Annotated in this window: 7 protein-coding genes; all 7 read right to left on the bottom strand. The window is 38.9% G+C overall.

Annotation, left to right across the window (positions count from 1 at the left end; all coding sequences use genetic code 11):
- Window positions 1-6: 6 nt before the first annotated feature.
- Entirely contained in the window at window positions 7-2199 is a 2193-nt protein-coding gene (locus ELZ47_RS02855; protein ID WP_126435220.1) for a PTS transporter subunit IIBC, read from the bottom strand.
- Between the two features lie 286 nt (window positions 2200-2485).
- A complete protein-coding gene (locus ELZ47_RS02850; RefSeq protein WP_061602877.1) occupies window positions 2486-3175 on the bottom strand; it encodes a response regulator transcription factor in 690 nt (229 codons plus the stop codon).
- A gap of 9 nt (window positions 3176-3184) precedes the next feature.
- Window positions 3185-4609 carry an NADP-dependent phosphogluconate dehydrogenase gene (gene gndA, locus ELZ47_RS02845; protein WP_126435219.1) on the bottom strand — a complete coding sequence of 475 codons (1425 nt, stop codon included), beginning with the start codon at window positions 4607-4609 and terminating at the stop codon, window positions 3185-3187.
- A 637-nt stretch (window positions 4610-5246) separates the two neighbouring features.
- The gene (locus tag ELZ47_RS02840) at window positions 5247-9719 is read right to left on the bottom strand and encodes a hypothetical protein (RefSeq protein WP_126435217.1); all 4473 of its coding nucleotides are present in this window, start codon (window positions 9717-9719) and stop codon (window positions 5247-5249) included.
- A gap of 74 nt (window positions 9720-9793) precedes the next feature.
- Window positions 9794-12445, bottom strand: a complete 2652-nt coding sequence (locus ELZ47_RS02835) for a valine--tRNA ligase (protein WP_126435215.1) — start codon at window positions 12443-12445, stop codon at window positions 9794-9796.
- Window positions 12438-13016: an AAA family ATPase gene (locus tag ELZ47_RS02830; RefSeq protein WP_126435214.1), complete on the bottom strand. Its 579-nt coding sequence runs from the start codon at window positions 13014-13016 to the stop codon at window positions 12438-12440. Before ELZ47_RS02830 ends, ELZ47_RS02835 begins: the two co-directional genes overlap by 8 nt.
- Window positions 13016-13576: a GNAT family N-acetyltransferase gene (locus ELZ47_RS02825; protein ID WP_126435213.1), complete on the bottom strand. Its 561-nt coding sequence runs from the start codon at window positions 13574-13576 to the stop codon at window positions 13016-13018. The genes ELZ47_RS02830 and ELZ47_RS02825 overlap by 1 nt, the downstream gene beginning before the upstream one ends.
- Window positions 13577-13724 lie beyond the last annotated feature (148 nt).

The following is a 13724-nucleotide window of genomic DNA, read 5'->3' as shown; positions in this document are numbered from 1 at the left end:
TCTATATTACAATTCAACCTTAGCAACAACTGTCTTAGCAGATGCTTGTCCAAGTTTTTCTACTGTTACAGACTTGATAGCTGTTGCATTTGTGAAGACTACGATTGTTGAAGTTTCACGTCCTGCTTCCTTGATTGCTTCCAAGTCAGCTGTGACTAGAAGATCGCCAGCTGCAACTTTTTGCCCTTCAGAAACATGAACTTCGAATGGTTTACCTTCGAGGCTAACAGTTTCCAAACCAATATGTACCAAGACTTCCAGACCGTTATCTGTCACAAGACCGATAGCATGCTTGCTAGGGAAGACGCTAGTTACTGTACCAGCAACTGGTGAATAAATCTTACCATTTTCAGGCTCAACTGCAAATCCATCACCCATCATTTTTTGTGAGAAGACTGGATCTTTAACATCTGCCAAGTCAATAACTTGACCGTCCGCTACAGTTTCAACTTCCTCAGTCACACCTTTGTAAGAAACTTCGGCAGCAGCTGATTCTACTTTTTGGCTAGGAAGTGTTTCAGGAATCACTTCACCAGAATCCAACAAGTCTTGAATATCAGATTTAAGAACGTCGGCTTTTGGTCCGTAGATAGCTTGAACACCTTGGCCTTTCATAACCAAGCCCATAGCGCCTTCAGCTTTCCACTGTTCTTCTGTTCCAACTTTTTCAGCATCTTTGACAGTCACACGCAGACGAGTCATACATGCATCTACATCTACGATATTAGCACGACCACCCAGAAGGTTGATAACATTTACTGCTTGAGAAGCTTCAGCAACTTTACCACCAGTTGACTCTGATGAAGAAGCTTCATCTGAACCGTCTGCTGTTTCGTAGTTGCCGTTACGTCCTGGAGTTGCATAGTTGAACTTCTTGATCATGAAGTTAGAAATGAGGTACATCACAACACCAAAGAGAATCGTTACCCAGATGAAGTTAATGATATCCATTCCTAAGCCAGCATTGATGGCCATTGGAGTACGGGTCAAGAATTCGATAGAACCGAATGAGTGTACACGAAGGTTTACGATATCAGCCATTGCAAAAGCAGCACCCTGAACAACTGAGTAAATCAGGTAAAGAGGAGTTGCTACAAACATGAACATGTACTCGATTGGCTCAGTAACCCCTGTCAAGAAGGTCGCCAAAGCAGTCGCAATCATCATACCTTTGTATTTGTGTTTCTTATCAGCATCCACATTGTGATAGATAGCTGCTGCTACCCCCATAAGGATACCGAAAGAACCAATCATCTGACCAACTTTGAAGCGAGCTGGGTGAACAGTCTCAAGTAAGTGTTGGTAAGTAGAAGGATCAGCTGATTTCGTACCAACCAAGTCAGTTACCCAAGCCAACCAAAGTGGATCTTGACCAGCTACGGTTGTTCCCGCACCAGAACCAGTAATAACCTCATAAACACCACCTAGCTCTGTGTAGTTCATCGGGATGGTCAACATGTGGTGCAAACCAAATGGAAGCAAGAGACGTTCCAAAGTACCATAGATGAATGGTGCCAAAACTGGCGCAGTATCTTGTGAGTTAGCAATCCAAACACCAAAGCTGTTGATACCTGATTGAACAACTGGCCATACGAATGACAAAACAATTGCTACGATTGCTGAGCGCAAGATAACAACGAAAGGTACAAAACGCTTACCATTGAAGAATGACAAGGCATCTGGCAATTTACGGAAGTTATAGTATTTGTTGTAAGCTGTTGCTCCGACAAAACCAGCGATGATTCCGACAAAGACACCCATATTCAGAGCTGGTGACTCCAAAACACTGATGAAATAGTCAGAAACCTTAATAGAAGCACCAAACATGGTTTTAACTACAGCTGTCTTATCAGCTAACATATCACCAGTAACGCCAAACATAACACCAGTAATACGGTTAATCAGGATAAAGGACAGACCAGCTGCAAAGGCACCGCCAGCTCGCTCTTTAGCCCAGCTTCCACCGATAGCCAAAGCAAAGAGGATATGCAGGTTACCAATAACCCCCCAACCAATCTGCTCTAAAACACCACCGGTAGTGACTAAAACACCTAGATTTGGATTAATCATCGGAATCGATTTACCGATACTAATCATCAGTCCTGCTGCCGGCATAACAGCAACGACCACCATCAAAGCTTTACCGAATTTTTGCCAAAATTCAAAGCTAAAAATGTTCTTGAATGAATCTTTCATCATTCAGACCTCCTTATATTTTTTGCAAACCACTCCTTTTTGTGAAATCGTTTGCATTTAGATACATCTATTATAGCACGATTTTTTATTTTGTAAAGGCTTTTATAAAAATATTTTCTCTTTTTTTGCATCCCAAAGGCTAAAATCTCTCTTTACCAGCCATATTCTTGCTATATTTTAACGAAAACGATTGCATAGAATTGTCAGAGAGTCCGCATTATTTCTCCGATCAATACTGTAACAAGCGCAAAAAAACTCCGTCTCCTAAGGAGAACAGAGTTTTGAATTTTTATTCTTGCATGGCATAACCAACACCGCGAACAGTTTTGATATAGCTTGGCTGCCCTTCCACATCAATTTTACTGCGCAGATAACGAATATAAACATCTACAACGTTGGTCTCTGTTGCACTCTCGTACTTCCAGACACGCTCCAGCAGTTGCTCACGGCTCATGACCTTATTGCTGCCCATCAGGGTTACCAGCAGATCGTACTCCCGCCGCGTCAGCGCAATGACTTCCTCACCGCGGTAAACCGTATGATTTTTAATATCCACTCGCAGATTGCGGTAAGAGGTCGGAATTTTCAAGAGGCTGCAGTGCTGGTCGATAAAGTCGCGTCCGCGGAAAATGATGGAGACGCGCTCCACTAAATCACTGATAATGAAAGGCTTGACCACGTAAGAAACGGCAAAATGCTGGATTGCCTCCTGCTGCTCCGCAATCTCCTCGCGACTAGCCAAAACGATAATAACCGAAGCTGGCTTAATCAAGCTCAGCTGCTTAGCAAAATCGCTGGCATTCATATCTTGAAGATCATAGTTGAGCAAGAGCAAGTCATAATCCACATCTTTAGCCAGAGACAATCCCTCTTGACCAGTCTCAGCTAAATCTACAAGAAAGCTTTCTTTTTGCAGTTCCAAACTTACAAATCGTGCAAGATTTTTTTCATTTTCTACTAGTAAAATTCGCTTTGCCATAGGCCTATCCTATTTTTCGTCGTACCAAGAATAGTGGAAGGTACCTTCTTTGTCTTTACGGTTGTAGGTATGAGCACCAAAGTAATCACGCTGAGCCTGAATCAGATTAGCTGGCAGATTTTCCGCACGGTAGCTATCAAAGTAAGCAATGGCACTGGAGAAGGTCGGCACTGGTACACCTGCTTGCACAGCCAAGCTGACAACATCACGGACCGCCTGCTGATATTTAGCCGTAATATCCATGAAGTATTCATCTAAGAGTAGGTTTGCAAGGTCAGCATCACGGCCATAAGCGTCTGTAATCTTTTGAAGGAAGCGGGCACGGATGATACAGCCAGCACGCCAGATAGAAGCAATCTCACCAAACGGTAGGTTCCAGTTGTTTTCCTTAGAAGCTACACGCAATTGAGCAAATCCTTGAGCATAAGACATAATTTTTGAGAAGTAAAGAGCCTGGCGGATCTTTTCAATCAACTCTGCCTTATCTCCCTCAAAGGTGAATGCAGCTGGTTTTGGCAATACCTTGCTGGCAGCTACACGCTCATCTTTGTAGGTAGAAATGTAACGCGCAAATACTGACTCTGTAATCAGTGGCAGCGGCACACCTAGATCCAAAGAAGATTGACTGGTCCACTTACCAGTTCCCTTATTGCCAGCCGCATCCAGAATGTAGTCAACGATTGGACCATCTTGACCTTCATCGTCCTTGCGTGTCAAGATATCCGCTGTAATCTCAATCAGATAGCTATCTAGCTCGCCTTTGTTCCACTCTGTGAAGATGGCTGCCATTTCACTAGCTGAAAGCCCCAGCAAGTGCTGCATAAGGTCATAACTCTCAGCGATAAGCTGCATATCTCCATATTCGATCCCGTTATGGACCATTTTTACATAGTGACCAGCGCCATCAGGACCGATATAGGTCACACATGGTGCACCGTCTTCAGGAGCTTTAGCAGAGATTTCTTCCAAGACATCGGCTACCAACTCATAAGCTTCTTTTTGACCGCCTGGCATGATAGATGGTCCTTCCAATGCGCCCTTTTCACCGCCAGAAACCCCTGTACCGATGAAGTTGATACCAGAGTTAGCCAACTCTTCATTACGGCGAATAGTATCCTTGTAGAAAGTATTCCCACCGTCAATCAGAATATCGCCCTTATCCAAGTGAGGAAGTAGCGCCTGAATAGTCGCATCTGTACCAGGACCAGCTTGAACCATCAGCATGATCCGACGCGGTTTTTCGATAGAGTTGACAAAAGACTCTACATCATAGCTTGGCACAAAGTTTTTCTCAGGATGAGAGGCAATGACGTCCTCCGTCTTATTTGCTGAGCGGTTATAGATGGCAACCGTATAGCCACGAGATTCGATATTTAGGGCAAGGTTACGGCCCATAACAGCCATACCAACAACACCAAAATTTGCTTTAGTCATTATGTTCTCCTATAGTTTGTTTGTCTTATTTTATCATTTTTAAGGCTTAAAAGAAAGTATTAAGTCGGTGACGGATGAAAGGGGGGTGGATAGAAAAACCAAGCTCAGATGTAACTGAACTTGGTTGTAGGAATTTACAGTAAAATAGAGACTTTCATAATAATCTCCAAATACCTAGTTGGAAATGACTTCTTGCTGAACAGCATGAATATCACGACTACCAAAATAGGTATCTAGATAATTTTATTAATAAGTCTGATGTGAAACACTAATAAACTAATTAATTTACGTCATCCATAACTCGTTGATCTATCCAAATCTCAACTCAATTCCCCCGAAAAGTCTGAAAGGAAGCGTGCTATATTGTTTTCGAGCGGGTTTGAATTGAAAAAATTTGTCATGTGGTAAGCTATTTTCTAAAATATTCGACTTTTATAGTATAACATGAATAAATACATGAATAAATACATGAATTAGTAATTGAAAACAAAAATAAGATATTATTTTAATTGTATGACATATAACTTTAATTCGGAAATGTGGCAAAACATATTCCTAAAGTTATAAAATTTGACTTTTAGTAATTTGGATAGTATTTAAAAATAATAAATTGTACAATTCCATTAGTTTTTTAGTTCTATTTATTCATCAATTCGTCAATCAGAGTTCGCGAGCTACCAAACTCATTTTCAAACATTTGATCAATAATATCTAAACACCTATCCGCAATATCGTCCCCCATATGTTTATCGTAAAGTTGCATCATCAATCTAGAAAGATATTCTTCTATTCGTCTATAATAATATGGTTCTAGTTTCAATTCATTAGTTTTACTCACAATATTGCATACTGTTTCAAAAATGATGTTTTCATATTCTGAAATTGATTCTTGTTTTTCAAGAGATTCTAAAAAATAATAATATAACTTATCTCTATATTCAGAAGCTAGTAGATTAAGTATTAAATCCTTATCTTCTTTAATATCTAATAAATCATCCCTGAATAGTTGTGGTAAAATTTTTTCTAAATTTGTAACATTCTTACCTAAATAATTCAGTATAATCTTCTTTGATTTCTCTTCATGGTTCTTTACCTTTAAATAATTAATAGCCATCTGACAAATACCTTCTACTTGAAGTCCACTTCCACTATATACAGTTGATTCCATATCTCCTTTATTTAAGTAAATTTCTGTAATCAGGCATGAGGCATTTTTTACAAGTAATGTATCTTTTGAATCAAAAGCTAACTGCAATAGAGATTGAATTTGTTCTTTCTCATCTTCGTATAGTCTATACAAAATGTAGTTACTATGCCAATGAGCTAACATCTTTTCATCCGTAAAAATCCCTCTAAATAACTCTCTAGCAAAATCCTTATCTAAATCCAAAATTATATACATAAGAAAAATAGCATTTAAGCGTATGTAATCGGTCTTATCATTAGCAAGTGAAACAATAGTATCTTTGAAGTACGAAATATATCTTGATGAATTTTCTATTAGTTTCGTCAAAGCATGAATTCCATAGCCTCTCAAAGTTGAGTACGATTGTTGCAGATAATTTTCTAGTGTCTGATTCTCGTTAAATTTATCAAGAGCATCTAAATCAGTTTTCTTAAGATAATAATTAAGTCTTTCTAAAACTTTCTCAGACCATGCAATATCTGAGTGTTTCTCTATGACTCGGAAAAAATAATAAAGATTCTCCCAATTATTTTCGTTTACAAAATTTAATAGTATAAATTCAAGATCACTTAAAACAGTATCTGGAATTTTTTCTAAGTCTACAATCCCCCCCAGTAGACCATCTATATAATGTTCATTGATTTTATGATTAGACGATAAGTTTAAAAATAAAGAAACGTATTCTTTAGGATTTTTAGAAACAGTACTTCTAAAATCAGTAGCCAATTCTCTAGGAGAAGACTTAATGAATATTTTTCTCTCCCTATCCCACGTACATTTAGTCTCACCTTTAGGACTGATGAGAATATTTCTCCAAGATTTAAGAGAAATGTTCTTACCTTGTATTGGAGAAACTACATTTCCGAAATGTGAATCATAAAGATAATCAGGAAAATTATTAGATCGTTCTAATACATTTAGTAATTCAATAGCTTCATTACTCATTCGTTCTTTCGGTAAAACTGATAACAATTTATATTGTAAATCTCCCCAAAATGGCCAATAAACCTTAATATCATTTCGAGATTTATTTGTTTCGATTCTCCTTGTTAGCTTTTGTGTAGCATCAGATGATATATAATGAATAATTTGTTCTTCAAGTTTATTATATATTTCTAATGAACATCTCTGTGCAACTTTTGAAATCAATCGTTTAGCTAAAAATAATTTGCTTGAATGGCGTTGAGATTTTTCAAAGAGTGTTTTATCAAAATCAGCCAGTAAATATTCAATACAAGTATCAAAATAATTCGTAGGCAAGTAATACATTGCACCTAAAATAACTTCATTATAGAGATAATCACCATTTCCCATATAATTACTATAAATTCCAAAAAAAATCTCAGGATGCTTCGAAATTAAACATTTATTTGCTTCATTTAATAAATGAAGGTAATATCTTTGTAAGCTATCGCGTTCTTTCAAGGCTAGATTGTATTTAGTTGAATTATTCTCGGAATACTTTTTAAGATAAGGCAATAATGTTTGGACGATTTGTATACAATTTTTATCTATGTAATTATGGGAATCTTCGTCGAATTCCTTTGATTCACTATAAAATCTATTGCTATTATCAGAGTCTTGAAATTTGTCAAGAAATAAACATATAATATTAATTGTATATGCGTTTATATTTTTATAAAAGTCATCAAACAAATCTGGTTCTTTTAGATAAGATTTCCAATAATGCAATCTTACCTTAAAAAATTCTTCTGAATCATTATGATAATCATTAAAGAAACAGCCCCGCCACTCATTTTTATCATCAGAATTTACTATTGATAATTTGATAAATTTAATACTTTCAGTTGTGTAATTTGGAGAGATACTACTTAATAAATTAATTACTAATATTCTATTCTCATCTAACCACTTTTTAAAAATACCCTCTTCCAATAAAAAATTCACATATAATTGATGACCACTAATTACCGTTTGACACAAATGATTTCTATACTCTGTTTCTTGAATCAGCTCTGCTATATAATTTAAAATCTTTTTAGATGGTTCTTGAATACTTCCTAAGATTTCAAAGAAAACATATTTGAAATTAAACCTGACATTATCACTCTTTATTAATCTAGTTCCAAAATTTAAAAAATCTTTTTCTGATTCCTCTAATAATGATTGAAGAAAAATCTGAAATTGATAACGTCTTGTTGGATTCTGTTGTGTTTTATTTCCAAGAATGTCGTTTACATCAGAATTAGTATAGTAATCAAGAATCATTCGCTCTGCAACAAAACAGTCTAGGAATGACTGATGAACAAAAGAAACTTTGTTGGAACGTTCTGTTAACATCCCTTGACTAGTTAGATAACGCAAAGCCCTTTCATTAACCAGTAGTCTTTTCTTGCTAAATACAGTTTCACCTGTATCCGTAAATAGTTTGACAAATTTTTCTTTTAAATCACTCAGATTATCTTCAATGAGGTTAGCATCGTGACACTTCTCTGATAAATCTCTCCACCATTTATCTACTAGATTATATGTACTTGTTATTTGATAGTACTCCTCTTTGTTATTAATTTGTTCCCATATATAGAGATTACTAGGAGTTCTTAGTAACTGTTTTAATTTATTTGGATAGCTATGGTATTTACTTCCTAAAATTTCCTCAACCTCATTTTCCAATAATTCATTAACTTCAACTTTATGCCAAGATTCAATATCATCTTTCGATTTATTTTCAAATAACGCCTTAATTCCGTTATCATTTTCTAAATCATAAGTTCTGCAAACAAAAATAATTGAGATTTTATTTTCTCTTTCCGAATTGAGGTTCCGTATCTCTCGAATCAACTCCAAACAAGTCGCAAGTGAACTTTTAGAATTTCTTGCTGTCCATCTTAATGCATCTAGTTGATCTAATATAAGAACAGGATTATCCTCTTTAGAAAAAGCGTTCAAACAATAACTTATGCTAGCAGGAAATCCTAACTGCTCCCCCCATCCTTGTGCTGTACCCTCAGGAATATAACAATCTAGTTTTAAACCTAAGTGTAAAATATTACTTTTATTACACCAATCAATAATATTTTCTGTTAAACCACTTTTACCATTCCCAGCTTTCCCGTGAATGATAATTGATTTTCCTTCTTGAATATATTTCTTACATTCATCAAATTGTGTGCGAATTTTTAGACCGGAATCCAATGTTTTAAAGCTATTTTTATACTCATCATTTAAAATATTTATTCTAGGTATTATCCTATCATCACGTGCTAAATTTCTGAATTCAATTTTCTCATTTTTAATAAATTTCTCCAAATCCTGAAATGAAAGCCATCTTCCATAAATTTCACCTTGTAAAATTAGATTAATGAATTTTGACTTTATGCTAGCAGCATCACCAATAAAATATTGACTAATCATATCTTTTATAAATTCTTCATTTTCTGGAGATGGATCTTGTCTAATCACTGTTCTACTTAAAAAATTTATAATTTTTAGAATATCCTTTTCCTTAGAAAATCCCAAATGCTTAACATAGTTATCAAATAAGTTTTTAAGCTCTGAAGATGTATTAACTTGATAATCAATAAAAGACTGAGCATTATCATTAGTCTTAGCTCTATAAATTAAATCAGAAAAGTTTGTAAACGGAAGTGGACTAACTAATGAAACTTTAGTTGTCAAGTCTCTGCTTAGATGCAATTTCCAACATTTCAAAATTCCACGACTATTTAAATCTGACAAAGTCCAATAATCTTTACTAGCATTTCTTCCTTTACATTGTTGAGCTTCTGTTATTCCGTTAGAGTATCTAACCCAAACGTCCACCCCCTCTTCTTCTTCACCTATAGCTTCAACTTTAATAGCATCTATTTTTTCAGAAATAATATCAATAAATTTTAAAACAATCCAGTTGAACTCATATTTATTACCTAATTTATCTGCTCTTCCACCTGATTCATAAGGCATATCTGTACCTCTTTTTGATAATTTATTTATACTGATTATACCAAAAAACACGGCTTCTCACCGTGTTTCAGTATTTATTTCACTAGTTTCCTCATCTCATCAATCCGCGCCACAGTCGCATCGTACTTAGCTTGGTAGTCGGCTTGTTTGTCGCGTTCTTTTTGGACGACTTCTGGTTTGGCATTGGCTACGAAGCGCTCGTTAGAGAGTTTCTTGCCGACCAGATCCAGTTCTTTCTGCCATTTGGCTAGTTCTTTTTCGAGACGAGCTAGCTCTTCCTCGACATTGAGGAGGTCTGCCAGCGGCAGATAAATTTCTGCGCCTGTGATGATACTAGACATGACTAGCTCTGGCACGGCGAGGTCTGCTGCGATTTCCAGATGCTCAGGATTGGTGAAGCGCTTGATGTAGTTGACATTATCCTTGAAGAAGGTTTCCAGCGCACTGTCTGTCGTCTTAATCAAGATGGTAATCGGCTTGCTTGGCGCCACATTGACCTCAGCTCTGCTATTGCGAACTGAACGGATCAGGTCCTTTAGGGCTTCTACGCCAGCTGCTGCCTCGGCATTTTCAAACTCTGGACGAACCACTGGATAAGCTGCTGTCACAATGGTGCCTTCTGAGATTTGTCCAAAGATTTCCTCTGTCACGAAAGGCATGATTGGGTGAAGCAGGCGCAGGATTTGGTCCAGCGTGTAGAGGAGGACGGAGCGAGTGATGACTTTCTCGTCGTCATTGTCGCTGTAAAGCACTTCCTTGGTCAGCTCCACATACCAGTCGGCAAATTCATCCCAAATGAAGTTGTAGAGGATGTGACCAGCCACACCAAACTCAAACTTGTCGAAGTTCTCAGTCACCTTGCCAATGGTTTCATTGAGGTTATGAAGAATCCAGCGGTCAGTAACATTACCAGCTTTACCAGCCGCCACCTGAGCGACATTCTCACGCGCCGCATCAAGCGTCAAACCTTCATTGTTCATGAGGATATAGCGGGAAATGTTCCAGATTTTGTTAATGAAGTTCCAAGAAGCATCCATCTTTTCATAGCTGAAGCGGACGTCTTGTCCAGGAGCAGAGCCGTTTGAGAGGAACCAACGAAGGGCATCCGCACCGTATTTGTCAATGACATCCATTGGATCAATCCCATTTCCCAGTGACTTGGACATCTTACGTCCTTCCTCATCCCGAATGAGGCCATGAATCAAGGCATTTTTGAATGGCGACTTGCCAGTAAATTCCAAACCTTGGAAAATCATTCGAGACACCCAGAACGGGATAATATCATAACCAGTCACCAAGGTCGATGTTGGATAATAACGCTTGAAGTCTTCTGAGTCGACATCAGGCCAGCCCATGGTTGAGAATGGCCAAAGGGCTGAGCTGAACCAAGTATCCAAGACGTCTTCGTCCTGAGTCCATCCGTCACCTTCCGGTGCTTCTTCGCCTACATAGATTTCACCGTCAGCATTATACCAAGCAGGGATTTGGTGACCCCACCAGAGCTGACGAGAGATTACCCAGTCGTGGACATTTTCCATCCATTGAAGGAAGGTATCGTTGAAACGAGGTGGGTAGAATTCTACCTTGTCATCTGTATCTTGGTTGGCAATGGCATTCTTCGCCAATTGGTCCATCTTGACGAACCATTGTGTAGACAAGCGTGGCTCAACCACTACACCTGTACGTTCTGAGTGACCAACGCTGTGAACACGTTTTTCGATTTTAACCAGAGCACCAATTTCTTCCAGTTTCTTGACAACCGCTTTGCGGGCTTCAAAACGGTCCATGCCTGCAAATTCGAAGGCCAAGTCATTCATGGTTCCGTCGTCGTTCATGACGTTAACTTGTGGCAAGTTATGGCGTTGACCAACCAAGAAGTCGTTTGGATCGTGAGCAGGCGTGATTTTCACGACACCTGTCCCAAACTCAGGATCTGCATGTTCATCCGCCACGATTGGGATTAGTTTATTAGCGATTGGCAGGATAACGTTTTTACCGATCAACTCCTTGTAGCGTGGGTCTTCTGGATTGACTGCAACGGCAACGTCCCCAAACATAGTCTCAGGACGAGTTGTCGCAACTTCAAGGGCGCGTGAGCCATCTTCCAGCATGTAGTTCATGTGGTAGAAAGCACCTTCTACGTCCTTATGGATAACCTCGATATCAGACAGAGCTGTGCGAGCTGCTGGGTCCCAGTTGATGATAAACTCACCACGATAGATCCAGCCTTTCTTGTAAAGCTCGACAAAGACCTTGCGGACGGCTTTGGACAAGCCTTCGTCAAGAGTGAAACGCTCACGAGAATAGTCAACAGAGAGACCCATTTTGCCCCATTGTTCCTTGATGGTAGTGGCATATTCGTCCTTCCATTCCCAGACCTTATCGAGGAATTTCTCACGACCGAGGTCATAGCGGGAAATGCCTTGCTCACGCAAGCGCTCCTCGACCTTAGCCTGAGTCGCGATACCCGCGTGGTCCATCCCTGGAAGCCAAAGCGTATCAAAGCCTTGCATGCGCTTCTGACGGATAATGATATCCTGCAAAGTTGTATCCCAAGCGTGACCTAGGTGAAGCTTACCAGTTACGTTTGGTGGTGGAATCACAATCGAATAAGGCTTAGCCTTTTGATCTCCTGAAGGCTTGAAAACATCCGCATCAAGCCATTTTTGATAACGACCAGCCTCAACCTCGGCTGGATTGTATTTAGGTGAAAGTTCTTTAGACATGGGTGTGTCCTTTCTCTATTGTATTCATTTTATCTTGAATCTGCTTGGCAACTTCGGCTCCAGACAGATTCGTATTATTTATTTTAAGGTAGTGGTGCAACTCATTCGGTTGATTTTGAGAATTTAATTGAAGTGTTTCATTGGTCTCTAAAATTTCTCTTTCAGATATCTCAATATGTCGTTTTAAGGGTTTGTGCTTTAATCGATTCTCCGTTCGATTTCGATGTAAGCGCTCTTCAAGACTTGTTTCCAACTCCACAAAAAGAATCTCTTGATGATAGTCATCCAACAAATTCTGAATTTGCTTCAAATACAGCAGCTGGTACTGATTTGAAAAATCAATTACGTCTGTTAAAATCACCGATCGATGATTCCGAGCGCTTGTTTCAAGAAAAGAAAAGGTAATCCCTCGAACAAACTCCCACATTTCCTCTGTAAAGTCCTGATAGATTTCTAGTGCAAAATCGATGGCTTGATGGTTATAAAAGAGGGTAGCATCTGTCAGTCGAGATAACTCTTGACCAATCGTCATTTTTCCTGATGCTGGAGCGCCAATGATGAAAATGTGCATCAAACCACCTCCCACTCACTCCTAAGCAAACCATATCTCAAATCATCACAACGCTTGCCTCGGGCATCTTTACGGTCTCGTATGCGAGCTTCGAGGGTGAAGCCAAGCTTCTCTGCAACTCGTTGACTTTGAAAGTTATATCCAAAGCAAGACAATTCAATTTTATGAAGATCCAATTCTTTAAAAGCTAGATCAATCAAGGCACGCGCGGCTTCTGGCACATAGCCTCGCCCCCAATAGTCTGGGTGCAGAAGGTAGCCAATCTCCAACATATCATCTTCATGACGATGGTTGAAATCGACAGAGCCAACGATTTTGTCGGTCCCCTTGACAACAATCCCGTAGCCTGCTGGGAGATTTTCTTTTTTATTGCGCTCAGGCAGAGTATGCTCCAGGTAGTAAATCTCATCTTCCAAGGTCTTGACGGGCGGAAAGCCTGCTGGGTAGGAGACTTCTGGCAAACTAGCGTAGGCATGGATATCCTCAGCATCAGCCACGGTGCGGACTCGCAATACTAGCCGTTCCGTTTCTAATCGTTCTGGTAACTCAGCTCTTGTCATCCTTCTCCCTCACTTTCCATAAAAAAATCCCTGCCATATCCATGACAGGGACGAATGTGTTTATCCGCGGTACCACCCAATTTCGGGCAACGCCCGCAACTTTCGTCTTTGAAGTAAATACAAAGACACTTTTATTTCATTTTTAACC

The organism is Streptococcus sanguinis, from assembly GCF_900635155.1.
GTDB lineage: Bacteria > Bacillota > Bacilli > Lactobacillales > Streptococcaceae > Streptococcus > Streptococcus sanguinis_G.
This window is presented reverse-complemented; position numbering and strand designations above follow the sequence as displayed.

Bases quoted from the DNA above. Each gene is read 5' to 3' on its own strand.
- ELZ47_RS02855 (WP_126435220.1), bottom strand. From the start codon at position 2,199: ATGATGAAAGATTCATTCAAGAACATTTTTAGCTTTGAATTTTGGCAA.
- ELZ47_RS02850 (WP_061602877.1), bottom strand. From the start codon at position 3,175: ATGGCAAAGCGAATTTTACTAGTAGAAAATGAAAAAAATCTTGCACGA.
- gndA (WP_126435219.1), bottom strand. From the start codon at position 4,609: ATGACTAAAGCAAATTTTGGTGTTGTTGGTATGGCTGTTATGGGCCGT.
- ELZ47_RS02840 (WP_126435217.1), bottom strand. From the start codon at position 9,719: ATGCCTTATGAATCAGGTGGAAGAGCAGATAAATTAGGTAATAAATAT.
- ELZ47_RS02835 (WP_126435215.1), bottom strand. From the start codon at position 12,445: ATGTCTAAAGAACTTTCACCTAAATACAATCCAGCCGAGGTTGAGGCT.
- ELZ47_RS02830 (WP_126435214.1), bottom strand. From the start codon at position 13,016: ATGCACATTTTCATCATTGGCGCTCCAGCATCAGGAAAAATGACGATT.
- ELZ47_RS02825 (WP_126435213.1), bottom strand. From the start codon at position 13,576: ATGACAAGAGCTGAGTTACCAGAACGATTAGAAACGGAACGGCTAGTA.